We start from the raw sequence: 25,186 nt of genomic DNA, 5'->3' as shown, positions 1-25,186 counted from the left end.
CCGTCGTCGCCGCTGCGCTTTTTTAAAGTTGCTTTAAAATTCAACATAATTAATTCCTCCTAGATATCGTTATTTATATTTCAAGTGCTATCTGTTCCGGCTTGCTATCCTGTAGTTCGCGTATAATAACATGTGTATGCAAGTATTCCGAGTATCTTTTTCTGCATCTTAGCTCTGTAACTTGGCTGTCATCCTGGTATAGATTTCCGGATATCGAATCCAAAATCGCTTTTGCGTAGTTGTCAACATCAGGTCGTTGCGTAGGGAGCAACCTCCCCGCCAGTGCCGCCGCTCTTTTCTTTTTACTGAACGTTGAAGGGATTTCTCGGTAGAATGTCAAATCGACCAGCAACGGTCCTTCTAGCGGCTTATCAGGCTTGTTGAATCTAAGCATTTGTTTAATCTGGTCTTTGTATTTTTTGGACTTCTCTGGATCACGAGCGCCGCCAAACTTTGAAAAAATGGGTCTACCTTGCGCTACTGGTTCCAGCGGAATGTCAAACTCTAATGTCCGCTTACTCATCCCAAATCACCCTTCCTGTGCGAATTACTTGAACATGCTCTGTATCAGGTTGTTCAGTAATTATTACCTTGTGCGCTTGCCCCCGCCTGCTAAAACGGTATTGCACCTCGTATACAGTTGATTCACCACTTTGGGAATCATCTGCTACGAACTCCAACCCATTCACTTGGCAAAATTCAGCTATTTCGGCCCAACTATTTGCCACGCATGACACCGCTAGACATTCGTTCAGTGATGCCTTAGCGCCATCTAGCTCCTTTTCGATAAAAATATAGGGTTCCTGGTATTGTGCAAGTACAGGTATCTTATAAATCATCGTTCCACCTCCAATTCGACTTTTTCAATCGCCTCAAATGGAATCGTCCAGATTTGGTTCCAGTCCCGCAGCCTAACAGTTGTTTTATGGACTTTCACAACCTCATAGCTGTTGCCTATTTTTAGCTTTACACCGCGTATCTTGCGAATAAATTTGGCATAATCGCCTACTTTGAAATCATTTTGCAATTAAATCGCTCCTTTCCTCAATGGGTGTAGCTGTAAACTCAGTGACTACACGGAGCATCGCCATTGCTACATCATGATTTAGGAAAGAAACATCGCTAGATATAAAAGTTCTGAATCGAGCCTCACTGCTTATAGATACAAGCATTTTCCCCTTTCCATGCACCGTGTACCCCCAGTAATCATCCAAATTATAAGTCAATCCTAACTCGGCTATTTTTTCTTTGAACTCAGGAACCTGCATTCTTAATTACCTCGAATCCTTCGTGTTTCCACGCTTGAGCCATCGCATTCCTGTAGTCCTCATCGTCATAGCAAACCGTTTTCGCAACTTGCTTGCCGTCACGAATCCAGAAAATAACGTATTTGGGATCAGGCCCGTCAAAACCGACTAAATTTACTTTTTCTGCAGTCGCTAACAAATTCATCACTCCTAATCTAATTCAATGCTTTTTAATTCGCTTGTCGTCAGTGTCTACAAACTCGATGAGGTAGTTATTTTTGCGTATTCTTGATACCAGTTTTGTGTCGTAAATCTCGGGTAGCTCCTCTTCTGCGAGGTTACTGGTGATGATTGTCCCGACATCTTGCCTGCCATCTAGCACCGTGTAAAGCACTCTATGCACAAAATCGGTAGCCTTGCTGTTGCGATCCAGTGAGCCTGATTCAGCGCCCAAATCGTCTAGTACTAGATAATCCGCCTCAAGTAGCAACTGGATATAATACATCTCGTTTTTATCGCCAGTATAGCCACTGTTGAACGTCTCTCGAATTGCATTCATGAGCTTATCAACCTTGATAAACAAACACTTTGCTTCTCCGGCTTTTGCCTCGTTGAGTGATCGCAACATCGCCATCGCTAAATGTGATTTCCCCACACCTGGCATTCCGACAAATAGAGTATTAAAGGCATTTCCAGCCTCGTAATGCTTAAATGCTTTGATAGCCTTTTGCTTGTTCACGCCCGCCTCGCTATTCTTGTCCTCTACGTTGTAATTCTTAAAACCCGCTTGTAACAAGCCTTTGTCAGACAATAAGCTGTTTTCACTAATAAAATCATGTACTTGGCGATGTGTCGTTCTAGCGTGTATTTCTGATTGTTCACGTGAAAGCTCGGCGGAATGTCGGATAGATTCACATAGCGGACACACACTTGATCCAGCGACGATAATTTTCTGCACGTCTTTCTTTAGCGGATGCTGATCGCTGTTGCAGTATTCCTCTGCGTAATCAAGTTTTAGGTTTGTACCTAGCTTTCGACTGATAGCGCCCAGCGCGTTCGTTAGGTTGTTTTCCACGATATCCACCGCCCTTTCGCCGTTCTTTTTGCATTTCGTATGCTTTCGCTTTTTCGGCATCCGCTATGTTGGCTTTCGTCCATTCGCTCAGCAAGCTGTCGACGAGCGAATAACTGTATGCGCCTCTCAATGCGGCTCGCTCTACTGCGTAATTAACAAACTCTGCATCCGTCTCCTCAACCCATTTCAGCATGGCCTCAGTCTGTATAGCGTTTAGTGTGCCGATATTCACCTGATAAGTCGTAAATGGATTTACTGCCGCTGCCGCTACTTTTTCGTCTACACTAGATATGTTATTATCACTGTCTACAAGAGCGGCGGCTTCTTTATGTTTATTATTAGTATTGTTATTTATAAGATTGTTAATTATAAGACTGTTACTTATACCGTCCTTGTTATCCGACTCCTTATTTTCCGCAGTCGGATAACACGACTCCGGATAACTCGACTGCGGTTCATCGTCCGTAGCCTTATTTTGCGACTGCGGATTTTCTGGATCTGGATTGTTGACTATTTCGTACACGTTTTTCTTTTGAAGGCCTTTTTCGCCCTTGCTCTGAATGATTTTGATGTAACCTTTTTCGACTAGCTGTTTACGGTGCTTGTAAAAGCGATCACGGCTTATATTTAATTCCCCTAGCATCAGCTCAATCGTAGGAAAAGCAGTGCTTCCAGCGCCCGCAAAACTTGCTAAGTATGAATAAATGCTCTTTGCCTCGATACTCAGCTCTTTATCTCGCATAACCGTTTTAGCAATCATGCCGTAACCTTGCGCGTATATGCCTTGTATTTTCAGTGAGTCACTCATTTTTATCGCTCCTTGCGATGTAAACTGGAATACCAGTCAACGCTTGTATTTCTTGTTTAAACCTCTGCGGATCTCCGTTTGAATCAGAAATGTGTAATAGGTGTATCTCTTTTAGTTTTGACAGATCGTTTGCTCTTAGAAAGTCTTTGACGTTCTCGATACTGAAATGGGATTGTAAAACACGTTTCTTCTGCGTTCTGTGTACGCGGCCAGACTCGACATTCGCTTCCAAGATGTCAGCTGCGTAATTGCACTCAATCATGAGATAGTCCATTTTCGGAAACTTGTATTTGACGTAATAGCTGTCTGTAATGAAAACTAAACGTTCTTTCGTTTTTACCGAATCAATCATGAATCCGAGAGGTTCGACAGCATCATGTTGTACCTCAAACGGCATAATTCGGAACGTAGCGACCGATGACGGCGTTTTATTTACTAACTTAAGCATTTGTTTATCTTGAATTTTTAAAGCCTCTAAGGTGCCTTCTGATGCAAATAAAGGGATACTGGTTTCTTGTAACATTTTCTTAACACCTGCAGTGTGATCTCCGTGCTCGTGAGAGACCAGACATCCTGCTATTTTCGATAAGTTGAAGCCTAGACCTTCGCGAATTTTCTTGAACGATATACCGCATTCTAGAAGCAATTCAGAATGCCCGTCTGACAATAGATAGGCATTCCCTTTGCTTCCTGATGCTAATGTCTTGATAATCATTAGAACGGCGCTTTCCCTGGTTGGACAACTGGTTCGAGTTCTGGCTCGTTTACAATCTCATTGAAATCTTGCATCACTTCATCAGCTTTAGGTATATCTAGTACTTCTAAATTGGCATGAGTTTCAATCTCTTCCTGTACGACCTTTTCGACATCCAGAACAGGAACTGTTTCAGCCGATTCTTCCTCGGTGTACATATTTCCAAGCGCTTCTGGAAAAGCTTCTCGCATCGCATTTACAATAGCCGTTTTGCGAATCATTGTTAGGGGCATCGAGTTCCAAGTCGATTGGCCCTTACTGAACTCACCAAGGCTAATTTTTATTTCAATAGGTCTATTTCTATCCTTGCGATAAACGGTGGCCCATCCACCTATCAATTTGTCTTTACTAAGTTTGATAGCACCTTCTAATTCTTTCATTTCACCATCACGTTCAACGATTATTCCTGCGGATAAACCGTCATATTGAGGATGGATTTCTGCACGTTTCATAAAAGCTTCTTTTGATACGATGATTTGAGCTGGTTTATCTGCGCCGTTTTTATTTTTAAACTTCACTAGATATGCTTCTCGTAAAAATGGATTAAGTTTTTGATATTTACACAGTTGCAAAAACATAACAATTTCCTGATCTGATACATCAGCATCCCCGCTCACAAGGTATTGCCTAATCATATTCCCACTTAACTTGACCTCTTCTCCGTTGGCTTCGTAAACAACTGGCTTTTCTAATATTTTATTCTGTGATTCTTGCTCCACATTACTCATTTTTAAATTCCTCCACTCTCAATTTTTTATCTTTCTTAGAAACTTCTAGACTTATTACTTGGGCTTTCGTCTCAATCAAATCAGTAACTGATTCGCGATTGTCGATGAAAATTGTTGCCGTAGCTTGGTAATGTTCATTCAGTGAGTTTATGATGTCCAGACCACCGTTTATTCTTGCCGCTGTGTTAAGACCCGAGTTGTACGGCACACCCTCAACAGTCGCCTCGCAACACTCCTCTAGACCGCCATTCATAAGCTCTTTAAACAATTTGAAGCGAACCAGCTTGAACTTGTTGTTAATGCGACCTTCAAGCAATTTTGCTTTTGCTCGGCTAAACTGATTCGTTAGGTAAATGATTTTCTCTTGTTCATTGAACAGCTCGGAAAGCTTTGATTGTTCTGCTTTCAGCTCATCAATACGAGCATTCATGTTAGATATCGTCTCAAATTTAGATAAATCGGTACGTAAAGCGGCCATGGCGTTGTCACATTTACCGATTGCGTTCCTAATTTCAGATTCTCGAACTGTAGCACTTTGTGAACTGTCTTCCATTTGTTTTTTCACTTCTTCTAATTCTTGATATTTAGTAACGTAGTCACCTGTGTTCTCAACTTTCGTCGCGTTAGCTTCCATAGCGGCAAGATTGTCTTTTTCCATAGCAATATCTACATTTGCATTTTGGATAGATCCGTGTAGTTCTTTAATTGCTGTTAACTCTGCCTCCAGCAATGCCTCGGTCGTTTCAACAATTGCTCCGGCCGCTCCACCTTGATCTGCAATCGCTTTTAGTTCTTCGGCTTTATCTGAGTTAAACTTGGCTTCCGCTGCCGCTATATCTTCACTCGGTAATTCTTGATTACAAGTCGGGCATGTGGTTCTATGCTGACTAAATGTTTCAGCATTTTTCGTTGCCCACTTTTCGCGTAAATCATCACGCTTACGGTTGTTGTTCGTGATGTCATTTTTCATTCGTTGAATCGTATTTTCGATGTTTGTCTTGTTATTTTGTAACTCGTATAGGCTCCGTTCCATTTCTGAAAGCTGATCTCTTTTTTTTGAAATATCCGCGTATACCTCTGTTTGATGCCGATTCTTTATTTCTTGAAGCTCACCTTCAATTTTTGCTTTCTGAATCGCTAGCTCGCTGGAATGTGATCCATTTCGAATGTTTTGTAGTTCTGCTTCCTTCTCCTCTTTCGATAATTGATAACCTTGGATTTCATCCTCAATTTCTTGGTGACTTAATCCTGAAACGTCCGGTAAATTCCGATGTAATTCAGCAATTATCCCTGGTAGTCCATCAAGTTGTGAGTTGATATCCTTACGCTTTTGAGTAGCGATTTTGCGCTTTTCTGAAACACTATGATTGCCTAGCAAAGCCTGTAACTCCGCTAGCGTTGCGTCTGATTCAAAAACTTCTTGATCCGTAACATCGCCCGCGATTGTCATTACTACGTCACGCTGATCTTGCCACTTGAGTTGTTCGCCGAAGTACGTAGGTGATGTAATCATCTTGAATGTGTCTTCGTCAATCAATTCCGCAACACGTGCTGTGTACTCTTTCTTCGTGGCCTTAACTTCATTGATGTAATGATCTGTAGTGTGGCTTGTAAGCTCTTTTTCGATAGCACCCGTTTTCTTTGTCCACTTTTCTTTGTAGACTTTTTTGAGTTCTAGAGGTATCCCATCTACATCAAGAACCGCAGATACCTCATGCTCCAGCAAGTGAATATCCTTACCGCTCTCATCCAACGTCTTGATTGGGAAATCTTTTTTATTGTTACTGTCTTTGTCGAAAAGCAACCATGTAAAAGCGTCAAAAGTAGATGTCTTACCTGAATTGTTAGCGCCAAAAATCGTAAGCTTATCATTTTGACCAGTGACAAGTTCGAACTCTTTAATACCTTTAAAATTGCGTAGTTTGAGATTGATTAGTCGTATATTTTTCATCTTTGAGCCTCCCTCGCTTCCCTGTCTTTCAAAACCTTAACCATGGCCTTTGCAGTTATTTCTGCATACATCTCTACGATATCGTCTGGATCTTCACTACCAATTAGCGTCTCAATAACTCCACTAATCATGCCTTCCATTAATTTTTTGTGTTCGTCCAATGTAGAACTACTACTAGAAGCTATGTCTATAATCCCATTTTCCGAGTCGCGAAACCCCACAGCGCTTATTACCATGATGTTCGGGTTAAAACTTGCAATAGTACTTAGTTGCTTTGCATGAAATAAAGCTTCCTGAAACTTAACAGCCTCTTGATTTTTCATTTTTCATCCCCCCATAATTCCACTTCAATTTTTGATAGCTTCTCAATTGATACTTGAACCTCACTATGTCTTTTTGTTGATTGCTCGAATTTACGTTTTAAACGCCTTATTTTCGCGGGATGACTAGCACTCATCAGCGCACCCTCACATCTGAATATTTCATCTGCTAGCAACCGCCTTGCATCGATTGCTATTTCTAGCATTTCTACAACACTAAATTTCATAATAAAAACCCCTATCTTGTAATTTTGGGGCTGTTCGCATATAATAAAAGTGAGTTATGTGGCGAACAGCCATATATGAGCACCCTCTGCAAAGGGTGTTTTTTATTTGTCTTCTCGTTTGAATCGGCACAACAAAAGTACAAAAACCACAAACCCGATGATCCCGAATACATAACCTTCGTAACCGCTAAGCATTGAACCACCTCATGTACCACGATTCAAACCCAATTCGTTTTATTTCCTTGACCTGATTACGAATCTTATCCACGATTGTCATTGCTCCGACTAACGACAGTATCGCTATGATTACTATCCAAAGTGGTAGAGTCATATTCATCCGCCTTTCTTTTCGCTTTGTCGCTTAAAAAGATGTTTCCGTAAATCATTGCTAGCATGAAACCTGCGATAAATCCTCCTAGTAAGTACTCAAGCATGTGCCAGTTCCTCCTTTTCCTTCTCCAATTTTTCTTTTTCCTGTCTAGCCAAGATTCTTGGTGCCGATGTATGTGCGAAGAACTCAGCCATTTTTTGATGCAAGTGTTCTGGTACGCCTTCGTGTGTGACATCTTGTTCCAACGTATTCGCCTCCTAATTAATCCAATGAAATTTTTTAAATTCAGCCTTTCTGTCATTCATGAGGCGCTTGACGCTTAAATTGTATACTTGAGCTAAGTTAAACAATGCGTTGTTAGCGACCGTACACACGTCTATCAACTCGTTCATGAACTGCCTTATCTGCTCTTTCTCGTCCTGATTCAACTGATCTGGATTTTTCGCTAGTGTTAATGTGAGTCTGTGTTGCACTTCGGCGAACTCTTCTGTCTCATTCTCGAACATTGCCAAGAATGCGAGTCGGTGTTGGTCTATTGCTGTACCGTCTAGTAACGGCGCCGTTACTCCATCGCTGAATCGATGTAACAACGCTACTGCGAAGCTTCCATTTTCAATTGTCTTTAGCGCCTGTTCTGCGATGTCCTGCTGCATCTTTCGTTTACCTGTGCTTAAGTGCGAGATATTCGCTCGGCTTGTGTGCATCATGCTTGCTAGTTGTTTTTGCGGTATGTGCTTCACATGTTTCATAGCCTCGCTCGCTTCCGCTGATTTTTTTAATGTTACTGTTTTCAATTTGTGACCCCCTATTTTGTGCTATCTCCCTTTTCTTGATATAATCCAGTTGTTGGGAGGTGATACATATGCACACTGTTTTCTTTCATGATTTAGCAAATGGTACTAACGCGCCAAAGGATTTTCCTAGAATCCCTGTCGCTGGTGAAACGATTGCTTTTAACTCCAGTAACTCTTTTTTTCTAATCAAAGGTGTAACTTTTAATGACTTTGAAACAGCCGAGTACCCTACAGAAGTCTATGCTATTCCAATTACTCAAAGCGAATGGGTTAATTCTTTAAAGGTTGACCGATAGGACACCTACACTCATATGCTGATATTCCTTCGGGGCTTGTACTTTACGAATCCAGTAACTGTTTTCGTAGTGCTTAGCCTCGTTGGAGTATGCTGTTGTGTTTCTTTCGATGAAAAGACCTAATCCACTATGAGCAAAACGTTTAACCCCAACTATCTTCGAATCAGCTGATACAACCAGGCCGAATAATTTTCCACTAACCTCGATACAATCTCCTGCTTTGAAATAACCCTTACGAACAACTTGTTTTCGCATTTTCGCCTTGTTACGATTTTTCATCTTTCATCCCTCCTTGTATCAAATTCTGTGCGCGTGCTACTTTGGTGTGGTGTATGATTAAATTATTAATCGCTAGGTACGCATTTAGTTGACTCATTATTTAAAAAAATATCATCTGGGTTTAAATCGAATACCTGAGCAATCTGCACTGCGAGTTCATAAGATAAGCCACGATCCCCTCTTTCAATCATCCAATAGTAGTTTTTTGTGATTCCGATCTGATCCGCTACATCTTGACATGTGAGCTTCCTAGACACTCTCAGTTTCTTTAAATTTTGTAACTGCATGTTCTCCCCTCCTCTTGTCAACTAGTTGTTGACTTTATAATAATACACATTTAGTTGATTGTCAACATAAATGTCAACGTTTTGCAAACTTAATTGAAATCAACTATATGTTGACGTATACTCTTATTGAAGGCGGTGAGTCCATGTTTATAGAACGCATGAAACAACTTAGGAAAGAAAGTGGCTTGACTCAAAGCGAACTTGGCAAAAAAATAAATGTTTCTAAAGCCGCTGTTTCTGGTTACGAAACGGGCATTAGAAACCCTGATTTAGAAACTCTTCAACGAATTGCAAACACATTCAATGTAAGTACTGACTATCTATTAGGAAGAACTGAGGATCCTAATATCAAAATTGAAGAAAAGACTTACAATTCTATAGATGATATTGTGAAGGATCGAGATATGCATCAATGGCTTTTCGATTTAATAGAAAAGAATCCTGAAAGCCTAGAAAGAATAAAAAAACTTTCTGAAGTCCTACAGGAAGAGCATAAAAAAGAACAATAAAAAAACTATCCACATTTCTGTAGATAGTTGGATAATCAAAACGCTACTAATAGTGATACGATATAGCCATACCTGCAATTAATATTGCAAACTGTGGCATATCGTTTTCTGCTACACCCAATTTTTCCAAAGCACAAATCATTTTTTCATTTTTGGGAGCTTCCTCGACTATTTGTAAATAAAGTTCTTTGTCTTTTTCTATGTTCTCTAGTATCACTGATAAAGCATCATCTCCAATGTTTATCATAAGCTCACCCCTGACTATCTCATCTGAAATTATTTGTTTTTCTTATTAGGCAAATGTTATAATCCGTTGTACGAAGTCTTTTTCTTTTTACAATCGGCGAGATTGGGGAAGTTGACTTCGTTTTTTTGTGCTTAAGTATGAATATTGATAAACGCGGCAATAATCATTGTTATAGCTGGTATCGCAACCATTTTGCTTCCATAAAACATTTTATTCAGTTTTTTCATAATAATTCACCTCCTCACCTATATCTTATCAAATCCTGGCAAAAAATTGTTGTTTCCTACCACATATAAATATTTTAAGGGGGTTTACTATGAAAACTGTTGGAAAGACTATCAGACATATAAGGAAAATGAAAGGTATGAGACAAGAAGATTTTAAGTGCATCACTCAGGCGGGCATAGCAAATCTTGAATCCTCACGAAGTAACATCACACTAAATACTTTGTTGAATATACTTGAAGAGTTTAAGATGCCTCTACGAGAGTTCGTTTATATTCAACATGATTATAAACTGTCTCCTACTGATGATATCTTTTTCAGCTTTACTAGCACAAAAAATTCAATAGACCGTTTGCAAGGAGATCAGCTTTTAGAACACATGATAGCTTATTTGGAGGAGAACCCAAACGACTTTATCGCATACTGTATGTATGTCATAGAAGATGTATATCTAAAAATAACTCAACAAAACACCTACGATGTAGAGAGCCCTGCTGCTAGGAGGATTTGGGATATTCTTAATCCTCGCCCAGATTGGACTTACCAAGAACTTTTTATTATGTCAAAGCTTTTTTTCATTTTTCCTGTCGACCTCGGTGCTGAGATGGTAAAAAGAATAGAGGACAGGATGGTTTATTATCTTGATTATAGTAAGGACGTTAATTTTGACGCAACGTTTTACACGAATGTAGGAAAATATTATACCCACAGAAACAGACTTGACTTAGCAAAAAATTATCTCAATAAAGCTATCCCGCTTTGTAAAAAATATGACAAGCCTACGATTGAGAATGATGCATATGCTCATTTGGCCATCATTGATTATCTCGAAGGCAATTTAGACGCGGAGGCCGAGGTTTTAGATTGTATGGAAATATATATAAAAATGCGAAGACCAGAGCATGCTGCTGATCTAGAAAACGACTGGAACACATTCTTTAAAGAAAAAGTGCTAATTTAGTATTTACGCATAGCGTTTATATAAAAACATTAAGGGAGAGAAAGAAATGAAAAAACGGGGTCAGCTTTATGTTTAATTCTATTTTATTTTTTCTATCAGTTGTGTCTGTAGTTGTCTTTGCATGTATGAGCTTTAAAAAGAAATACAGGTCGAGGAATTTAGTTTATCTAGCCTCCTCGATTCTTGCAGTCTATCTGTTTTGGTTAATCGGTGCAAGCATAACTTCTTTTGCAGGCTATGCTTTCTGGTTTTTTGGAGCAGCTGCGAGTACCTTGTTTTTACTGAGTCAGTTAGAAATCATTAAATTTAAAAAAATATCGTCTTTTACAATTAACTTCTTTGCCATCCTGCTATCCTTCAGTTTCTTTTTCAGCGCCCTTTCCTATACTGAGAGACCTGAAACAGATAATTCTGCTTCTAGCGAGGCGTCCGAAGAAGATGCTGATGATTCGTATACGGATGATACTTCGACATCTGATACTGTTGAAGATTATAGCGCGCCTGAGCAATCCTCAGAGCCTGAACCTGATGAACCAAGTTCGGAGGATGACCTCAGTCCTGAGTTGGACACATCATTTCAAAAATTGATTTCTGGAAGTAGCGATCTGCTTTCCAATATCGAAAAATTTGATGGTTCTTGGGATCATGTTAGAGTTACAGTTAATCCAGATCTAACTTATGAAGACGAGGCCGTAAAACAAAAAGTTGCAGACACATATGGTCCAGAAATTAGAAGTAGGATCATGGGTTATATGAATATGGATGGAGATACGATTTTCATCACTTTTTCTTATCCTAATCAGGAAACAATGGCTGAATCATCTATGCTCGATGTGAAAACTTATAAAGTAAAAGACAATTAGAATCGCCCTACGGGGCTTTTCTTGTACATAAAAACGAAAAGGAGTTTTTGAGATGGAACAATTCACAAATTGCCCGAAATGCCACAAACTTATTAAGGAGCCATATTTCACGGAGCAATATAGGGATATCGAATGCCCCGAAGGGCACAAATTCAGACTCATTAATACAATTACAAACTACCCTTTTTATATTGATGAATCTATGTTAGCCCTGTTAGTTGGTGACTATAATGTAGCTTATTTCTATGTTTTTAAAGCCCTAGAAACATTTAGATTAGATTTTGTCAAATACTACTTATACACACATGAAGATATTCCACTTGAAGTTATAGAAAAAAACTTCAAGCATTCTACAATTAGTCAAGAAATCATCGGCGCTTTCAATTCCGCCCACCTATCTACTTTCAAAAAACCGTCTCCTTTCAGCAAGAGAGCTTTTGCAGAAATTGTAACAGTAAGAAATAGGCTTGTTCACTCTACAATCCTCCCGACAAAAGAAGAGACCGAAAAAGCTTGCTATACAATTTTAGAACTTATTTATGAGATACAAGAAAACTACAAAAAATCGTTCGATATAAACCTCTTCTTCAAAAAAAACTATTATTACCTGTTTAATTTTGAGGAAAAAGAACATATCAGATTGCTGAAAGAAGAGAAAATCAGTACAATGCATCATTCTGGATCCACTTGGTATTCTATTACCCATATGGGTGGCGGCGTGTTGAATGACGATGGCACACCTTTTTATATAGATTTTAATCTTGAGAGTATCCTTAATAGTTACCAAAACTCATTGAATTTCGGCCCTGCTATGCAGTTGGAATATCTTAGAGACTGGGGAATAATAAAATGACAGTAGGAATATATATACGCGTATCAACTGAAGAACAAGCCAAAGAAGGCTTCTCAATCTCAGCCCAGCGTGAAAAATTACAAGCATACTGTATCGCACAAGGCTGGGGCGAATTTAAATTCTATGTAGACGAAGGCCTCTCTGCAAAAAATATGGAACGTCCCCTACTCAAATCGCTACTTAAGCACATTGAAACAGGATTAATTGATACGGTTTTGGTTTATAAACTTGATCGCCTTACAAGAAGCGTCGTGGATCTGCACAACATGCTTAACTTCTTTGATAAATACGACTGCTCTTTTAAGAGCGCTACGGAGGTCTACGACACATCTTCTGCAATGGGTAGGTTCTTTATCACAATTATAAGCAGCGTCGCTCAATTCGAGCGAGAAAACACCTCTGAGCGTGTTAGTTTCGGGATGGAGGAACGAGCGCGGCAAGGTAAATACATTCCGCTTGCTCCCTTTGGTTTTGAGAAAGGCGAAGACGGAGTTCTAGTTATCTATGAAGAAGAAGCAACTCTTGTTTTAGAGCTTGTAGATCGATTGCAAAAAGGCTACTCTATACGACAATGTTGTACTTACTTAGACAATCTAGGCGTTAAAACAAGGCGCTCTAACACCGTCTGGAAGAATACTACCCTCAAGCGGATACTCGAAAACCATGCCCTCTATGGAGCAACCAGCTGGGCAGGTAAAGTGTTCAAGAATACTCATCCTGGAATAATCACAGAAGAAGAATACTTAGAACTGCAAAACATTCTTAAAGCCAGAACTGGCCATGTCAGTTCGAGAAAGCGAGCTTTAACTCATGTCTTCGCTGGAAAGATTGTATGTGCAGAATGCGGTTATCGAATGGTATGCACACGGACGAAGTACCAAGATCGCTATAACAATGACTACAGGTGTCCTAATTGCAAAATTTACTATACTCATACTAGCATTTCTGAACGTAAGTTATTAAAAGCATTCGATGATTATATAGGCAGCTTCCGCCTATCATCATTCGAAATCAAAAACGAAGCAAAGAAAGAAAACAATACCTTGAAAATTGAGAGGCAAATTGTTAACCTGTCAAAAAAACGTGAGAAATATCAAAAAGGATGGGCCCTCGACTTGATCGAGGATAACGAGTTTTCTAAGCTAATGAAAGAAACGCAATCCGAATTGGATCAACTGGAAGCAGAACTCCCGAAAAAAATCCCTACTTCCGAAAAATCATTCGATGCAATTGCAATCAAAAACATAGTCAAGAATATAAAGAAGAACTGGAAAGAGCTTACTATCGAGGAGCGAAAAGACTTTGTTAATATGTTTATTCAAGATATTCATTATGTAAAGGTTGATAACATCGCTACTATCACTAAAATTGACTTCTATTAATCTCTGTATATTCGATAACTAAAGAGAACTGTATTTGTAACCCATTTTTCTTGAAATAAACGCTTGCGAAATACCTAGAGACTCTCTCTTCTTTCTCACTTTCGCCCAATTGATTTTCTTGTCTGTAGCTGTTGCCATGTGTATCGCTCCATTCTACTCAATTTGTGTTTATAACCCTATAATATCAACTCTATTAGTTGATGTCAAATCAATATAATTCGTTTTGTGTAATAAAATAGCTGTATTGTGTAAGTTGTGGTATAATATTTTCTAAAAGGAGTGATAAAATGTCGAAATTAAAAAATCGTTTGACCATTTTAAGAGAACAGAAGGGGTGGTCCAAAGTAGAGACCGCTCGTAGGCTCGGCTTAAATGCCACATCAACATACGGCAATTGGGAGTACGGTATTCGGGAGCCTGATATCGAAATGTTACGCCATATTTCCATGGTATTTGATGTTTCCGTGGATTACTTAATCGGGCAAAAAGATGATTCAGATTACAAACCGAGCGAACTCGAAAAGAATCTCGACATCGCAAAATCCTTAGAAAAAATACGGGAAAATATTCGTTTCGAGGAGAGTATACAACTAGATGCGAAAACTGTTCGTCCAGAGGTCACCCAATTTATCGATGATACAATCGTCTTTTTACTAAATCAAGCGAAAGCGTTGAATCAAGCGACTGAGGAACAAGAGTAAAATCAATTGCTTTTTCAGGACACCTTACCAAGCCAACTTGTACAAACATTCTAAACCAAAAACAAATTCGTTTTTTCTTAATTATGACGTTTCAACCTATTCATTTTGTGGAATTAGAGGGAGAGACTATAAATATAAATAAGGGAGGCGATCCATTTGTCTCATTGGTTTTTTCAAAAAAATGACAAGACAATTGGTCCACTGACAGATTATGAACTCAGAACACTCTACAAAAGAAAGGAGTTAACAGATGAAACAAAGGTAAAGCAAGAGGAGAACGGCACATGGATTCCTCTAAAAGATAGCCCCATTTTCCAAGCTTTACACCATACAACCGATGCCCACACAAGCTCTGCAAAGAACACCAATCACCATCCTCATGAAAAAAATGGCGCCCAACATTTAGGTTTAGGAGATGTTTTTTCAGATATATTTAAGAAACATCCTAAATCAGATAGTGAGAAGGTTTTTATTGCCGGAACGATTTACACAACGCCGAAAGAAGAAGATATTGCATCTTCATGGACGCGACCATTTCTGTTTTCTCGCGTATTTTTTGCGCTAGCTATTACTTATTTATTGTTACTTGCTTGTACTTATATTTTTTCCAACTCCAATACCATTCCCGGATTAATGGTAATCGGGTCGTTCGCGGTACCATTTTCTGTTCTTGTACTGTTTTTTGAAATCAATGCACCGCGGAATATTAGTTTCTTCGATGTACTGAAGATGTTCTTCATTGGTGGTGTTGCGGCACTTGTTGCCACGCTCATCTTATACGATTTAATTCCTGTTGGTAAGCTGAACTATTTCAATGCCTTCTTAGTTGGAATTATTGAAGAAACTGGGAAAATGGTGATTGTCGCCCTCTTCATCGTGGCATTGAAACCAAAATATATTTTGAACGGCTTACTTATCGGGGCAGCTGTTGGTGCCGGTTTCGCGTCCTTTGAATCGCTCGGCTATGCATTTAATTACAGTATCGAAGCCGCAGCCGTATTTAAAAATCTTCATTTCGCTGGTGATACGATGCTAAATATCATTTTCTCTCGCGGTTGGCAGTCGATTGGTGGGCATGTTGTCTGGGCAGCGATTTCCGGAGCAGCACTTATGATTGCCATGGGATCTGATCCGAAACTAAAAATGCGCCACATCTTTAGCGGCAAATTCTTAAGCCTCTTCATCATTCCAATCGGGCTTCACTTCCTGTGGGATTGCCCATGGAATCCGCTACCACAGATTGCGTTCAAACAAATTCTACTCATCGTGGTCGTTTGGATTGTTATTTTCTACCTTATCAATAAAGGGTTACGCCAAATCTCAGCTAAAAAAGTTACGAAAGCGTAAATTCCGAACCCATTCTATCTTTTTTGCTAGAATGGGTTTTTTTGTGCCTCAAAATAGTGTACAATGAATGGATATAATTTGACTTAAAAAAGGAGAATCGTCCCTATGCGTGCATCTTTAAAGAATAGCAAACGGATCGTCGTCAAAGTCGGTACAAGTACGTTGATGTATCCAAATGGCAATGTAAATTTACGCACTATTGAAAAACTAGCAATGGTACTCAGCGACCTTTGCAACGAAGGAAAAGAAGTGGTTCTTGTGTCGTCTGGTGCCATTGGTGTCGGCTGTCACAAATTGCAACTTCCCGAACGCCCCACCACCATTCCAGAACAACAAGCGATTGCAGCCGTGGGTCAAAGTGAGCTGATGCATATCTACAGCAAGTTTTTCGGTGAATATGGGCATACTGTCGGCCAAGTCCTGTTAACACGCGATGTGATCGATTATCCAATCAGCCGTAAAAACGTCATCAACACCTTCAATATGCTCATCGAAAAAGGCATTGTCCCTATCGTTAACGAAAATGACACCGTCGCTATCGAAGAAATTGAACACTTAACAAAATTCGGCGACAATGATCGTTTATCTGCAATTGTACTCGAGGTCATTCAAGCAGACCTACTGATTATGTTATCTGATATCGACGGTTTTTATGATAGTAATCCGAATGAGTTCCCTGATTCCACTATGTTTACAGAGATTAATCAAATTACACCCGAACTACAAGCGCTTGCTGGGGGAAAAGGTTCTGCTTTTGGAACTGGTGGTATGTTTACAAAGCTCGCCGCTGCTGAAAAAGTATTGAAGAATGGCGGGAAAATGGTTTTAACAAACGGGAACAATCCGAGTGTTATTTTTGATATCATAAATGGGGATGCTGTTGGCACGCTTTTTGCGACAAAGCAATTAGTGAAGGGGGAAAATAGAATATGAACGAACTGATTCAAAAGGGAAAACAAGCAAAAGAAGCCGCGCTAACCCTAGCTCAAGCAAAAACAAAGACAAAAAATAAGGCCTTATCTGATCTAGCTACGTCACTTATCGCGAATACCGACCTTATTTTAGCAGCTAACGAAAAAGATTTAGCGCAAGCTTCTGAAAATGGCGTGCGCGATGCGATGCTTGACCGGTTGCGACTTAACAAGCAACGCGTGGCAGATATCGCAGAAGGAGTTCGACAAGTAGCGGCCCTCGCTGATCCGATTGGCGAAGTGATACACATGTGGAAAAACGAGGCCGAATTAACAATTGGGAAACAGCGTGTACCACTCGGTGTCATTGGCATCATTTACGAATCACGACCAAACGTAACCGTAGACGCCGCTGTGCTTTGCTTTAAAACAGGGAATGCTACTATTTTACGCGGTGGAAGCGAGGCCTTCCATTCTAATCTTGCTTTAGTAAGTGTCATTCGTGATTCGCTTACCAGCTCAGGATTCCCAGCAGATGCTGTACAAATTGTTGAAAATACATCGCGAGAAACAGCTCAAGAACTAATGCGGCTAAATCGCTATCTTGATGTACTCATCCCTCGTGGAAGCGCACGCTTGATTCAAGCTGTCCTTGAAACTGCCACCGTTCCTGTCATCGAAACCGGAACTGGCAATTGCCATGTTTATATCGATAAAGATGCGCAATTAGAGATGGCCACAAAGATTATTGTCAATGCCAAAGCTAGTCGCCCTTCTGTTTGCAACGCTGCCGAAACGCTACTCATACATGAAGGTGTTGCCGCTGATTTTCTCCCGTCCATTATCGCCAAACTCCGCGCCGAAAAAGTGGAAGTTCGCGGAGATAAAACGGTTGCCACAATCGTCTCTGATGTCATCCCTGCTGTGGAACTAGATTGGGAAACCGAATATGCCGATTATATTTTGGCTATTAAGGTTGTCACAAGCGTTGATGCTGCTATCTCGCATATCAATCACTATGGCACAAAACATTCTGAGGCAATTGTCACCGATAATTATTTTACCAGCCAAAAATTCCTCCAACAAGTCGATGCTGCAGCGGTTTATGTCAATGCATCTACCCGTTTCACAGACGGTTTCGAATTCGGTTTTGGGGCTGAAATCGGTATCAGTACGCAAAAACTACATGCGCGCGGTCCGATGGGATTAAACGAACTTACCTCTACAAAATATATCATTTATGGGGAAGGTCAAATCCGCGAATAACAAAAAATCGATGCTACGCACTAAGCTGCAAGCATCGTTTTTTTGTTATATCTGTTTTCTATACCAATCTGAAACATCTTCAAAAACCTGTTCTTTATTTATTTCATTGGTGAGCTCATGCCTGGCATCTTCGTATATTTTCAGCGTCACATCTTCCACACCGGCCCGTTCGTATTTCACCGCTAATTTGGGCACGTCCTTACCGAGATGCCCTACCGGGTCTTTACTCCCCGAAATAAGCAATAACGGCAGTTCTTTCGGCGTACTCCGAATCGTCTTCTCATTTTGCGATTGCTCCACACCTCGCAATAAACTATGATAAAAACCTAAAGAACCGATGACTTGACCGCCAAACGGATCTTCCATATAAGCCTGGTGAACTTCCCGATCTCGTGAAAGCCAACTAAATGGGTGTTTTTCCTTCGCAAATTCATGATTAAAGCCGTAAAATGATAACTTATGCAAAACTTTGCTACGCCTCGTCGCATTTTTCTTCGCTCTAAATCTGGCATATAATAGCCCTGTTTTCAAAAGCGGATCTGGCTGCAAACCGCTACCCGCGAGGACTGTCGCATCAACTTTGTATTGCGTAATCAAAACACGTGTCACAAAACTGCCCATGCTATGTCCGAAAAGCAGATGGGGTAGATCGGGATAACGCGCTTTCACAAAATCAGCAACGGAAACCTCATCTGATACCATCGCATCAAAACCGTCTGGAAAAGGTAAATGCCCAAGCCCTGCCTCGTCTGACGCACTCTTACCAAACCCTCGATGATCGTCTGCAATCGCAATGAACCCTTGACTGTTTAAATAGCGTGCAAATTGACTATATCTTGCGCCATGCTCCGCCATTCCATGCACGATTTGGACAATGCCGATTGGATCTGCTACCTCTTCCCAAATATGTACGTGCAAAGGTAAATTATCATGTGTCGTTATTTTTAATTCTGTGTGCATCGTATCCCTCCTCTTTCCATCCTAAATTTATTATACAGCACTTAACCTTCCATACCCAAATATTCCTATCGATACACTATCCAGTCTTCATTTTTCTGTTACTTTTTTCACTTGTTCAACTAATCACAACGTGTTAAAATAGAGCTATGAAGGAGATGTTGACATGATGCATGATATCGCGCATTTACAAATGTTTGACTATTGTTTAAAGAAATATGGTAACAAAGAGCTCTTCGCTAATACACGTATGGTTGTAGAGATCGACGGCAAGCTCTGGACAGGCGATTTTTTGATATTGGAGGATTGCCATATTATCGAGGTGGACTGGGCTGATAATGGCTACACGAACGTAGAGCTGACACGTGAGTCGATTAATCCTACTTTTGATGAAGCTATTCACGTGTCGAATGTGAATGTCAGTCAAAATCGCATCGATGCAAAAATTGCTTCGCTCAAACAACCGGAAATACTGTATCAGGAAATCAAACGTTTTGTCGGTACGATCGATAACAGTTCGACTGATCTAAAACCACTTTTATACAATGCGTATTGTTTAGATACACGTGTAAAGTTACCATTTTTGGATATCGCAAATAAAAACATGCAAGTGGTTTCCTTAACGGTGTAATAGTTCAAGAACGGCGGCTTTTCATAGTTGCCGTTCTTTTTACGCCAAACTTACAATTTTGTCACATAAAAAACTAGTTTTGTCATCTGGATCGATGTTTTTAAGCGGCTCCTATTTGGTAAAATAGTAATTTAGAAATGGAGCGATGGAACGTGATGAAATGGTGCAGAATTTTTCTGATTATGTATTTTCTATATATTATTTGTGTGTTAGATGGGTATTTTTTCTTAATTTTAAACGTATTGTTAGCTTACATACCGCTTGAACTGGCAGCCTTTGTGTATCGTAAAAAGAGAAGCCCTTATCTTTTTTGGCCAATCGCTTTTTTATGGCTATTATTTTTTCCGAATGCGCCGTATTTGTTAACCGATTTTTTCCATTTAGAAAATTTGCGTATTAACGCCGCCCAAATTGGTGTCTTCTCGAATCATCCTCATATTTGGGAGAGGTTTACTGTCATGACCGTCGGCGTTTTCTTTGGACTATACACCGGTTTTGTATCTTTGAAATGGATGCTAGATGAATGGATGATCCGATGGAAATCAGCGAGTACCCTGTTTTATTGGGCAACGTTTGGTGGGCTTACAATTCTTTCTGGCTACGCTATTTATTTAGGCCGATTCGCCCGACTACATTCCGTTTATTTGTTCACTGACCCACTGCGTTCGCTACAACAAATGCTGGATGCCTTTTCTTATCCCATGCTTTATTTTGTAATCTGTTTTATCGTGATCCAAACGCTTATATACCTTATATTTTTAAAATTCCCGGACAAAAAGGACTAGTGAGCTTGCTCACTAGTCCTTTTTATTGATCATCGGGTGTGGATTTGCACCACACAAACTCATATTTAAATCTTCATTTGTTTAAATGTACTTTATACTGTTGCTCTGCTTCGAAGTTCTTTGCAACTAAATGCGTCTACCTATTCCGCCACCGATAATGTTAAATTAACAACGGTAACTATTATACCATGCCATTTATTTTTATGCAAGTCTTTTTTTCAGCTAGAAGATAAATCGTAATAATGCCATTAGGGTAACTCCTAGAATAACTGTCCAAAGCAGACTTCTTGTAAGGAGCGAAATCACGAGTGTACAGATGACTGCAATAAGCTCCAGCCAATGGATTTGAAATCCTGTTGATCCATTTGTCATGACGCTTTCGATGATCAGGGCACTAAATATGCAGAGTGGGATATAGCTGAGCCACTTTAACATCGGTTCGGGGATTTGCATATTCCGCATCATTAAAAATGGTAACATCCGAGGTATTGCGGTAACGAGAGAACAACCAAGTAATAGGAGAAGGAATGAATAGCTGATACTCATCGGTCTGTCACCACCCCAATAGTAGCTACGATTAAGGTCGAAAGCACTACAGCAACATTGGTTGTCACGATGAAGGAGAGACCAATCATACAAATAAGCATGTATGTAATCAGCATCACAATATGCCTTATCTTCGTTTTCGGAACACTCTGTAGCTGAAAAACAAATAAAGCAACAAACATCGCTGTGAGTGCAAAATCAAGTCCCAGGACGTTCGGATTTGGAATGAGTTTCCCAACAAGTCCGCCGAGTGTGCAGGACGCAATCCATACAATGTAAGCCGTAATATTTAGTCCGTTCATCCAAGCGGCATAAATCGGCTCTTTCTTCGCCAGTTTCATTGCTGCGACGCCGAAAGATTCATCTGTCACCAACAGACTGATACCGATATTTTTTAACATGGCATCTTTTTGAAAATGCGGTGCTAATGTCGCCCCAAGTAACAGATGGCGGAAATTGACAATGAAAGTCGTCACAACGATGGCAAGCGTCGTGCTATTAGTAAGCAACATCGCACAAATAATAAACTGCGCTGCCCCCGCATAAACAAAAATCGCGAGTAATGTAATTTCTAAAACACTCAAATTGGCTGCTACACCGGCAACACCTGCAGCAATACCAATGCTTATGTATCCTAGTAACGTTGGAATACAATCCCGAACGCCTTGTTTAAAAGTAATATTCCCTGCTTCTTCTGACAATTCAAATCCCTCCTTTTCTTTCATATCCTATCAGAATCTACAAGGTTTGACCAGTGCGCTATTGACTTTTTAACCATTTCATTTTATACTAACTTTACAAAATGACTCCGAAGTCAAAATATGACTCGCGTTTAAAGGAGACCTCTAAATGAATTGGAAGGAACAGCAAAAATACGACCGAGAGCAGCTAATACTAGCACAGGCTGAAACAATGCTAACACAAAACGTGGACGGTACGATTAATATGGATGAATTGGCTCTTGCTGTTGGTATTTCTAAGGGAACACTTTATAATCATTTCACAAACAAAGATGCGATCATTGCTCGAATTTTAGAGCGTAATGCCCAGAATTTCCTTAAAATGATGCGCGAGACAATGATCAATGTGGATGACAGCACATTGCGCATCAACACACTGATTCACACGATTAGTCGCAACCCCTATTTCATTTTAGTGTTGCAAAATAAGCCCGATAGGACAAAGAAAACAGAGCTCACTTCCATTTTCGAGAAAATTTACGAGGAGTTGGCAATTCTTTTTAAGCATTTGCAAACACAGAACGTACTTGATTCTGTCTATCCGACTACATTTCTAGTTTCTTATTTTATTCATTTATTTGATCCTGCTATCTTTGATCATCTATTACAAGAAGGCGTATTGGAAGATCAGATTATCGCCTTAACTGAGCGTTTTTTCTTCCAGGGAACGCAAAAGGAGAGTTAAACCATGAGACCATTTATAACAAATGTGAATTACCATTTCATTTTAAAACAGGCGATGAACGCTTTTTATGGCGCTCAAAATACAAATGATGAGGGTGTCAAAAATGCACTTCGCTTTTCATGCATCGATAAAGCAACAGCTATTTTCGATGCATTGGACAGCGAGCAAGAGCAACTAATTGAAGAAATCTTCCATATTCACTCCGAAGAAGATTTAGAAAAGTATGATGCAACATTACAAGATTATCTCCTCCCCTTCCCTACCATTGATGACGCGGTTGTGAAAAAACTCTTTCCGAAAGCGAAGAAATTGAAAGCTCCGACAATATCACCCGAGGAAATGGCACGACTTGTATTTCTAGGCTGGAATGACACTGGCGCACAGAAGAAATTTATTATCTCTCCATATAAAGAGCAATTAACTGGCATACAAGGTAATTTCACACCTATAGCAAAAAAAGGTATCTGCGCCTTTTGCCACGAAAACGGGCGTGTCGGTTTATTTAAAGCAGATATTAAAACAAAGGGGAATACCGATCAATATCGTGCAGTGGGACAATATATTTGCGCAGACAGCATAGCATGTAGTGCACAAATGAAGGATTGTACAAAGCTTGATGAGTTTATTGGTGTCTTAAAATCGTGAGTTCAGGTATACTATTATATATAAAATAAAGGAGGTAGAAAAATGGCAACACAACCAAAAATGCTCTTTGTTAATTTAGCAGTAAAAGATCTTGATAAGTCGGTGGAATTCTTCACTGCACTTGGTTTCGAATTTAATCCTCAATTTACAGACGAAAACGCAACATGCATGATCTTGAATGAAAATACGTTCATCATGTTACTTGTCGAAAAATTCTTCCAAAATTTCACGAAAAAAGAAATTGCGGATTCAACAAAAACAACAGAAGCGATAATCGCCATCTCAGCAGATGATCGCGCTGGTGTAGACGAGATTGTTGAAAAAGCCCTTGCTGCTGGCGGGACTGTTTCTAACGATAAAATGGACGAAGGTTTCATGTATAGCTGGAGCTTCCAAGATATTGATGGACACCTTTGGGAAGTTGTCTATATGGATCCTAGCGCAGTTAACGGCTAAGATAAAAAAACGATGGGAATCAGATCCTATCGTTTTTTTGCGTATCCATAATGATGCGTGTACCCCTGTAAGATAAGCGGCATGATTATTTCATGAAAATCATTCAGTTCTTCCATATAGTAATCAATTTCTTGCTTTGCAATACCTAATGAGCTTTCCTCGTTACGTTTTTTCAGGAAGGTTTCAGTTGCCTCTTCAAAAGAATAGCGATTGCGGATGGCATCTGCCGCAGTCAGCCCATTTTGCGCCTCTGTTTTCCCTAGATTATAGTAGTCTAATTGTGAGTAGCTCCCCCCACTAACCGCCTTCAAGCTATTGGCCACAGTCGCTACAATACGAGGTCGGTACACTGCAATGAAATCCGGATGTTGTCGCAAAATTTCTCTGGCTAGATTTTTTGTATAATAATTGTCAAACCAAAAATCAGCAAACCGAAAAATCTCCTTTGCTAAGAGCTTCGTTATTTCCGTTGATATCAGCTTTTCATGCATTATTCTCCACCTTTTGGTTATAAGACATATGATTATTGTACTTTTATTTCTAATTGGATGCAATATCTTTTAGCTACTTTATCGCTTCTTTCTGGCAATAAAGCACTCGGTTGAAAAATTTATGAAAAAATGTTGATTTATATCTTGGCAAACCAACATTTTCATGATACAATAATTCTTGTGCTTATGGAGGAATACCCAAGTTTGGCTGAAGGGATCGGTCTTGAAAACCGACAGGCGGGTAAGACCGCGCGGGGGTTCGAATCCCTCTTCCTCCTTTTTAAATACTATGTGTGAAATCAGATCTATGTTAATCATAGATCTGTTTTTTTTTTTATTCTAGTTTTTGAATGTAAAGACGCCCATCAAATGCGCGAATGATGGGCATCTTTATTGCTTATTGAGACAAACGAGGCACTGACTATTTTCGCTAAGTCATACGGATTGATGCCTACTTGAAAACCTCTTTTTCCCGCGGAGATTAAAATACTGTCTTGTGACATTGCCTGATCGGCGATAAAAGTTGGAAATAGCTTTTTCATGCCAATCGGTGAACAACCGCCACGTATGTATCCTGTCGTTGTTTCCAAGTCTTTCATCGGTAACATCTCTATCTTTTTATTATGACTTGCCTTGGCTAATTGTTTCAGATCTAATGCTTCATTCCCTGGAATACACGCCACGACGATACCTGTTTTGTCTCCTTTTGTCACCAAGGTTTTATAGATTTCGTCCGGCGGCACGTTTAAATCATGCGCCACAGTGACGGCATCCATGTGTTTATCGTGAAATGGAATTTGATGCAATTCGTAAGCTATCTTTTTTTGATCTAAAATTCTGCCAACATTGGTTTTAGGAATTTTTTTATTATGCGCCATGTGCCCTTCC

General features: G+C 39.8%; 37 protein-coding genes and 1 tRNA gene. 16 read left to right on the top strand and 22 right to left on the bottom strand.

Features of this window, described 5'->3' with window-relative positions; translation table 11 throughout:
* Positions 1–73: 73 nt before the first annotated feature.
* The 14 genes from PGRAN_RS02280 to PGRAN_RS02220 form a co-directional block, all read right to left on the bottom strand.
* Entirely contained in the window at positions 74–523 is a 450-nt protein-coding gene (locus PGRAN_RS02280) for a RusA family crossover junction endodeoxyribonuclease (protein ID WP_036064737.1), read from the bottom strand.
* Positions 516–839, bottom strand: coding sequence for a hypothetical protein (locus tag PGRAN_RS02275; RefSeq protein WP_036064735.1), 324 nt, complete (start codon positions 837–839; stop codon positions 516–518). The genes PGRAN_RS02280 and PGRAN_RS02275 overlap by 8 nt, the downstream gene beginning before the upstream one ends.
* Positions 836–1,027, bottom strand: a complete 192-nt coding sequence (locus tag PGRAN_RS02270; protein ID WP_036064733.1) for a hypothetical protein — start codon at positions 1,025–1,027, stop codon at positions 836–838. Before PGRAN_RS02270 ends, PGRAN_RS02275 begins: the two co-directional genes overlap by 4 nt.
* Positions 1,028–1,254: 227 nt before the next feature.
* Entirely contained in the window at positions 1,255–1,446 is a 192-nt protein-coding gene (locus PGRAN_RS02260) for a hypothetical protein (protein WP_036064729.1), read from the bottom strand.
* A gap of 21 nt (positions 1,447–1,467) precedes the next feature.
* On the bottom strand, positions 1,468–2,322 hold the full coding sequence (locus PGRAN_RS16125; RefSeq protein ID WP_159101104.1) for an ATP-binding protein: 855 nt from the start codon (positions 2,320–2,322) through the stop codon (positions 1,468–1,470).
* On the bottom strand, positions 2,255–3,130 hold the full coding sequence (locus PGRAN_RS15470) for a DnaD domain protein (RefSeq protein WP_051998389.1): 876 nt from the start codon (positions 3,128–3,130) through the stop codon (positions 2,255–2,257). Before PGRAN_RS15470 ends, PGRAN_RS16125 begins: the two co-directional genes overlap by 68 nt.
* Entirely contained in the window at positions 3,123–3,845 is a 723-nt protein-coding gene (locus PGRAN_RS02245; RefSeq protein WP_036064727.1) for an MBL fold metallo-hydrolase, read from the bottom strand. Before PGRAN_RS02245 ends, PGRAN_RS15470 begins: the two co-directional genes overlap by 8 nt.
* Positions 3,845–4,612 carry a phage recombination protein Bet gene (gene bet / locus PGRAN_RS02240; RefSeq protein WP_036064726.1) on the bottom strand — a complete coding sequence of 256 codons (768 nt, stop codon included), beginning with the start codon at positions 4,610–4,612 and terminating at the stop codon, positions 3,845–3,847. Before bet ends, PGRAN_RS02245 begins: the two co-directional genes overlap by 1 nt.
* A complete protein-coding gene (locus tag PGRAN_RS02235; protein WP_036064725.1) occupies positions 4,605–6,563 on the bottom strand; it encodes an AAA family ATPase in 1,959 nt (652 codons plus the stop codon). The genes bet and PGRAN_RS02235 overlap by 8 nt, the downstream gene beginning before the upstream one ends.
* On the bottom strand, positions 6,560–6,886 hold the full coding sequence (locus PGRAN_RS02230; RefSeq protein WP_036064724.1) for a hypothetical protein: 327 nt from the start codon (positions 6,884–6,886) through the stop codon (positions 6,560–6,562). The genes PGRAN_RS02235 and PGRAN_RS02230 overlap by 4 nt, the downstream gene beginning before the upstream one ends.
* Positions 6,883–7,110, bottom strand: coding sequence for a hypothetical protein (locus PGRAN_RS02225; protein WP_036064723.1), 228 nt, complete (start codon positions 7,108–7,110; stop codon positions 6,883–6,885). The genes PGRAN_RS02230 and PGRAN_RS02225 overlap by 4 nt, the downstream gene beginning before the upstream one ends.
* A gap of 260 nt (positions 7,111–7,370) precedes the next feature.
* Entirely contained in the window at positions 7,371–7,544 is a 174-nt protein-coding gene (locus tag PGRAN_RS16710; protein WP_159101103.1) for a hypothetical protein, read from the bottom strand.
* A complete protein-coding gene (locus tag PGRAN_RS16705) occupies positions 7,537–7,686 on the bottom strand; it encodes a hypothetical protein (RefSeq protein WP_159101102.1) in 150 nt (49 codons plus the stop codon). The genes PGRAN_RS16710 and PGRAN_RS16705 overlap by 8 nt, the downstream gene beginning before the upstream one ends.
* A 12-nt stretch (positions 7,687–7,698) precedes the next feature.
* Positions 7,699–8,235, bottom strand: coding sequence for a hypothetical protein (locus tag PGRAN_RS02220; RefSeq protein ID WP_036064721.1), 537 nt, complete (start codon positions 8,233–8,235; stop codon positions 7,699–7,701).
* Between the two features lie 68 nt (positions 8,236–8,303).
* Between PGRAN_RS02220 and PGRAN_RS02215 the strand changes: the two genes are divergently transcribed.
* Complete coding sequence (locus PGRAN_RS02215; RefSeq protein ID WP_036064719.1) at positions 8,304–8,531, top strand: hypothetical protein; 228 nt, start codon at positions 8,304–8,306, stop codon at positions 8,529–8,531.
* Here PGRAN_RS02215 and PGRAN_RS02210 read toward each other — a convergent pair.
* Together PGRAN_RS02210 and PGRAN_RS02205 are read right to left on the bottom strand one after the other, a co-directional pair.
* Positions 8,514–8,810: a hypothetical protein gene (locus PGRAN_RS02210; RefSeq protein WP_036064717.1), complete on the bottom strand. Its 297-nt coding sequence runs from the start codon at positions 8,808–8,810 to the stop codon at positions 8,514–8,516. The two genes, PGRAN_RS02215 and PGRAN_RS02210, sit on opposite strands and share 18 nt — an antisense overlap.
* 65 nt (positions 8,811–8,875) lie before the next feature.
* Positions 8,876–9,097 carry a helix-turn-helix domain-containing protein gene (locus PGRAN_RS02205; RefSeq protein WP_036064716.1) on the bottom strand — a complete coding sequence of 74 codons (222 nt, stop codon included), beginning with the start codon at positions 9,095–9,097 and terminating at the stop codon, positions 8,876–8,878.
* A gap of 143 nt (positions 9,098–9,240) precedes the next feature.
* Here PGRAN_RS02205 and PGRAN_RS02200 point away from each other — a divergent pair, with 143 nt between their 5' ends.
* Entirely contained in the window at positions 9,241–9,606 is a 366-nt protein-coding gene (locus PGRAN_RS02200) for a helix-turn-helix domain-containing protein (RefSeq protein WP_036064714.1), read from the top strand.
* 46 nt (positions 9,607–9,652) lie between these two features.
* Here the strand turns inward: PGRAN_RS02200 and PGRAN_RS02195 are convergent, their stop codons facing one another.
* Positions 9,653–9,853, bottom strand: a complete 201-nt coding sequence (locus PGRAN_RS02195) for a hypothetical protein (protein ID WP_036064712.1) — start codon at positions 9,851–9,853, stop codon at positions 9,653–9,655.
* 316 nt (positions 9,854–10,169) lie between these two features.
* Between PGRAN_RS02195 and PGRAN_RS02190 the strand changes: the two genes are divergently transcribed.
* The 8 genes from PGRAN_RS02190 (at position 10,170) to PGRAN_RS02155 (ending at position 18,362) form a co-directional block, all read left to right on the top strand.
* A complete protein-coding gene (locus PGRAN_RS02190; protein ID WP_036064710.1) occupies positions 10,170–11,039 on the top strand; it encodes a helix-turn-helix domain-containing protein in 870 nt (289 codons plus the stop codon).
* 68 nt (positions 11,040–11,107) lie between these two features.
* The gene (locus tag PGRAN_RS02185; protein ID WP_036064708.1) at positions 11,108–11,902 is read left to right on the top strand and encodes a hypothetical protein; all 795 of its coding nucleotides are present in this window, start codon (positions 11,108–11,110) and stop codon (positions 11,900–11,902) included.
* 52 nt (positions 11,903–11,954) lie between these two features.
* Complete coding sequence (locus PGRAN_RS02180; protein ID WP_036064706.1) at positions 11,955–12,755, top strand: hypothetical protein; 801 nt, start codon at positions 11,955–11,957, stop codon at positions 12,753–12,755.
* Positions 12,752–14,137 (top strand): recombinase family protein, encoded by a 1,386-nt coding sequence (locus tag PGRAN_RS02175; protein ID WP_036064704.1) that lies wholly within the window; start codon positions 12,752–12,754, stop codon positions 14,135–14,137. The genes PGRAN_RS02180 and PGRAN_RS02175 overlap by 4 nt, the downstream gene beginning before the upstream one ends.
* A 287-nt stretch (positions 14,138–14,424) precedes the next feature.
* Positions 14,425–14,838, top strand: a complete 414-nt coding sequence (locus PGRAN_RS02170; protein ID WP_036064702.1) for a helix-turn-helix domain-containing protein — start codon at positions 14,425–14,427, stop codon at positions 14,836–14,838.
* A gap of 156 nt (positions 14,839–14,994) precedes the next feature.
* Positions 14,995–16,185 (top strand): PrsW family glutamic-type intramembrane protease, encoded by a 1,191-nt coding sequence (locus tag PGRAN_RS02165; RefSeq protein WP_036064700.1) that lies wholly within the window; start codon positions 14,995–14,997, stop codon positions 16,183–16,185.
* 105 nt (positions 16,186–16,290) lie between these two features.
* Positions 16,291–17,118 (top strand): glutamate 5-kinase, encoded by an 828-nt coding sequence (proB, locus tag PGRAN_RS02160; RefSeq protein WP_036064698.1) that lies wholly within the window; start codon positions 16,291–16,293, stop codon positions 17,116–17,118.
* On the top strand, positions 17,115–18,362 hold the full coding sequence (locus tag PGRAN_RS02155) for a glutamate-5-semialdehyde dehydrogenase (RefSeq protein WP_036064696.1): 1,248 nt from the start codon (positions 17,115–17,117) through the stop codon (positions 18,360–18,362). Before proB ends, PGRAN_RS02155 begins: the two co-directional genes overlap by 4 nt.
* A 45-nt stretch (positions 18,363–18,407) precedes the next feature.
* On the opposite strand, the gene PGRAN_RS02150 is transcribed toward PGRAN_RS02155, so the two are convergent.
* Entirely contained in the window at positions 18,408–19,322 is a 915-nt protein-coding gene (locus PGRAN_RS02150) for an alpha/beta fold hydrolase (protein ID WP_036064694.1), read from the bottom strand.
* Positions 19,323–19,485: 163 nt separating this feature from the next.
* Between PGRAN_RS02150 and PGRAN_RS02145 the strand changes: the two genes are divergently transcribed.
* Both PGRAN_RS02145 and PGRAN_RS02140 read left to right on the top strand, forming a co-directional pair.
* Positions 19,486–19,950, top strand: coding sequence for a hypothetical protein (locus tag PGRAN_RS02145; protein ID WP_036064692.1), 465 nt, complete (start codon positions 19,486–19,488; stop codon positions 19,948–19,950).
* A 155-nt stretch (positions 19,951–20,105) separates the two neighbouring features.
* Positions 20,106–20,735, top strand: a complete 630-nt coding sequence (locus PGRAN_RS02140; RefSeq protein ID WP_036064690.1) for a DUF1361 domain-containing protein — start codon at positions 20,106–20,108, stop codon at positions 20,733–20,735.
* A gap of 222 nt (positions 20,736–20,957) precedes the next feature.
* Here PGRAN_RS02140 and PGRAN_RS02135 read toward each other — a convergent pair whose 3' ends face one another.
* Both PGRAN_RS02135 and PGRAN_RS02130 read right to left on the bottom strand, forming a co-directional pair.
* Positions 20,958–21,281, bottom strand: a complete 324-nt coding sequence (locus PGRAN_RS02135; RefSeq protein WP_036064687.1) for an AzlD domain-containing protein — start codon at positions 21,279–21,281, stop codon at positions 20,958–20,960.
* Positions 21,278–22,006, bottom strand: coding sequence for an AzlC family ABC transporter permease (locus tag PGRAN_RS02130; protein ID WP_036064685.1), 729 nt, complete (start codon positions 22,004–22,006; stop codon positions 21,278–21,280). The genes PGRAN_RS02135 and PGRAN_RS02130 overlap by 4 nt, the downstream gene beginning before the upstream one ends.
* A 124-nt stretch (positions 22,007–22,130) precedes the next feature.
* Between PGRAN_RS02130 and PGRAN_RS15465 the strand changes: the two genes are divergently transcribed.
* The 3 genes from PGRAN_RS15465 to PGRAN_RS02115 are packed head-to-tail and all read left to right on the top strand — an operon-like array spanning position 22,131 to position 23,807.
* Entirely contained in the window at positions 22,131–22,706 is a 576-nt protein-coding gene (locus PGRAN_RS15465) for a TetR/AcrR family transcriptional regulator (RefSeq protein WP_051998388.1), read from the top strand.
* Positions 22,707–22,709: 3 nt separating this feature from the next.
* Positions 22,710–23,351, top strand: coding sequence for a FusB/FusC family EF-G-binding protein (locus PGRAN_RS02120; protein ID WP_036064683.1), 642 nt, complete (start codon positions 22,710–22,712; stop codon positions 23,349–23,351).
* Between the two features lie 42 nt (positions 23,352–23,393).
* The gene (locus PGRAN_RS02115) at positions 23,394–23,807 is read left to right on the top strand and encodes a VOC family protein (RefSeq protein ID WP_036064681.1); all 414 of its coding nucleotides are present in this window, start codon (positions 23,394–23,396) and stop codon (positions 23,805–23,807) included.
* 26 nt (positions 23,808–23,833) lie between these two features.
* Here PGRAN_RS02115 and PGRAN_RS02110 read toward each other — a convergent pair whose 3' ends face one another.
* Positions 23,834–24,298, bottom strand: a complete 465-nt coding sequence (locus tag PGRAN_RS02110; protein WP_036064679.1) for a hypothetical protein — start codon at positions 24,296–24,298, stop codon at positions 23,834–23,836.
* 188 nt (positions 24,299–24,486) lie between these two features.
* On the opposite strand from PGRAN_RS02110, the gene PGRAN_RS02105 reads away from it, so the two are divergent.
* Positions 24,487–24,576, top strand: a tRNA-Ser gene (locus PGRAN_RS02105).
* A gap of 87 nt (positions 24,577–24,663) precedes the next feature.
* On the opposite strand, the gene ybaK is transcribed toward PGRAN_RS02105, so the two are convergent.
* Complete coding sequence (gene ybaK / locus PGRAN_RS02100; protein WP_036064677.1) at positions 24,664–25,176, bottom strand: Cys-tRNA(Pro) deacylase; 513 nt, start codon at positions 25,174–25,176, stop codon at positions 24,664–24,666.
* Positions 25,177–25,186: the final 10 nt, after the last annotated feature.

This window comes from Listeria grandensis FSL F6-0971 (assembly GCF_000525835.1).
Lineage (GTDB): Bacteria > Bacillota > Bacilli > Lactobacillales > Listeriaceae > Listeria_A > Listeria_A grandensis.
The sequence above is the reverse complement of the archived record's forward strand: the minus strand, read 5'-3'. Positions and strand labels throughout refer to the sequence as shown.

Coding starts and splice junctions, on each gene's coding strand:
- PGRAN_RS02280 (WP_036064737.1), bottom strand. CDS start 523: ATGAGTAAGCGGACATTAGAGTTTGACATTCCGCTGGAACCAGTAGCG.
- PGRAN_RS02275 (WP_036064735.1), bottom strand. CDS start 839: ATGATTTATAAGATACCTGTACTTGCACAATACCAGGAACCCTATATT.
- PGRAN_RS15470 (WP_051998389.1), bottom strand. CDS start 3,130: ATGAGTGACTCACTGAAAATACAAGGCATATACGCGCAAGGTTACGGC.
- PGRAN_RS02245 (WP_036064727.1), bottom strand. CDS start 3,845: ATGATTATCAAGACATTAGCATCAGGAAGCAAAGGGAATGCCTATCTA.
- bet (WP_036064726.1), bottom strand. CDS start 4,612: ATGAGTAATGTGGAGCAAGAATCACAGAATAAAATATTAGAAAAGCCA.
- PGRAN_RS02235 (WP_036064725.1), bottom strand. CDS start 6,563: ATGAAAAATATACGACTAATCAATCTCAAACTACGCAATTTTAAAGGT.
- PGRAN_RS02230 (WP_036064724.1), bottom strand. CDS start 6,886: ATGAAAAATCAAGAGGCTGTTAAGTTTCAGGAAGCTTTATTTCATGCA.
- PGRAN_RS02225 (WP_036064723.1), bottom strand. CDS start 7,110: ATGAAATTTAGTGTTGTAGAAATGCTAGAAATAGCAATCGATGCAAGG.
- PGRAN_RS16710 (WP_159101103.1), bottom strand. CDS start 7,544: ATGCTTGAGTACTTACTAGGAGGATTTATCGCAGGTTTCATGCTAGCA.
- PGRAN_RS02215 (WP_036064719.1), top strand. CDS start 8,304: ATGCACACTGTTTTCTTTCATGATTTAGCAAATGGTACTAACGCGCCA.
- PGRAN_RS02210 (WP_036064717.1), bottom strand. CDS start 8,810: ATGAAAAATCGTAACAAGGCGAAAATGCGAAAACAAGTTGTTCGTAAG.
- PGRAN_RS02205 (WP_036064716.1), bottom strand. CDS start 9,097: ATGCAGTTACAAAATTTAAAGAAACTGAGAGTGTCTAGGAAGCTCACA.
- PGRAN_RS02200 (WP_036064714.1), top strand. CDS start 9,241: ATGTTTATAGAACGCATGAAACAACTTAGGAAAGAAAGTGGCTTGACT.
- PGRAN_RS02195 (WP_036064712.1), bottom strand. CDS start 9,853: ATGATAAACATTGGAGATGATGCTTTATCAGTGATACTAGAGAACATA.
- PGRAN_RS02190 (WP_036064710.1), top strand. CDS start 10,170: ATGAAAACTGTTGGAAAGACTATCAGACATATAAGGAAAATGAAAGGT.
- PGRAN_RS02185 (WP_036064708.1), top strand. CDS start 11,108: ATGTTTAATTCTATTTTATTTTTTCTATCAGTTGTGTCTGTAGTTGTC.
- PGRAN_RS02180 (WP_036064706.1), top strand. CDS start 11,955: ATGGAACAATTCACAAATTGCCCGAAATGCCACAAACTTATTAAGGAG.
- PGRAN_RS02175 (WP_036064704.1), top strand. CDS start 12,752: ATGACAGTAGGAATATATATACGCGTATCAACTGAAGAACAAGCCAAA.
- PGRAN_RS02170 (WP_036064702.1), top strand. CDS start 14,425: ATGTCGAAATTAAAAAATCGTTTGACCATTTTAAGAGAACAGAAGGGG.
- proB (WP_036064698.1), top strand. CDS start 16,291: ATGCGTGCATCTTTAAAGAATAGCAAACGGATCGTCGTCAAAGTCGGT.
- PGRAN_RS02155 (WP_036064696.1), top strand. CDS start 17,115: ATGAACGAACTGATTCAAAAGGGAAAACAAGCAAAAGAAGCCGCGCTA.
- PGRAN_RS02150 (WP_036064694.1), bottom strand. CDS start 19,322: ATGCACACAGAATTAAAAATAACGACACATGATAATTTACCTTTGCAC.
- PGRAN_RS02145 (WP_036064692.1), top strand. CDS start 19,486: ATGATGCATGATATCGCGCATTTACAAATGTTTGACTATTGTTTAAAG.
- PGRAN_RS02140 (WP_036064690.1), top strand. CDS start 20,106: ATGAAATGGTGCAGAATTTTTCTGATTATGTATTTTCTATATATTATT.
- PGRAN_RS02135 (WP_036064687.1), bottom strand. CDS start 21,281: ATGAGTATCAGCTATTCATTCCTTCTCCTATTACTTGGTTGTTCTCTC.
- PGRAN_RS02130 (WP_036064685.1), bottom strand. CDS start 22,006: ATGAAAGAAAAGGAGGGATTTGAATTGTCAGAAGAAGCAGGGAATATT.
- PGRAN_RS15465 (WP_051998388.1), top strand. CDS start 22,131: ATGAATTGGAAGGAACAGCAAAAATACGACCGAGAGCAGCTAATACTA.
- PGRAN_RS02120 (WP_036064683.1), top strand. CDS start 22,710: ATGAGACCATTTATAACAAATGTGAATTACCATTTCATTTTAAAACAG.
- PGRAN_RS02115 (WP_036064681.1), top strand. CDS start 23,394: ATGGCAACACAACCAAAAATGCTCTTTGTTAATTTAGCAGTAAAAGAT.
- PGRAN_RS02110 (WP_036064679.1), bottom strand. CDS start 24,298: ATGCATGAAAAGCTGATATCAACGGAAATAACGAAGCTCTTAGCAAAG.
- ybaK (WP_036064677.1), bottom strand. CDS start 25,176: ATGGCGCATAATAAAAAAATTCCTAAAACCAATGTTGGCAGAATTTTA.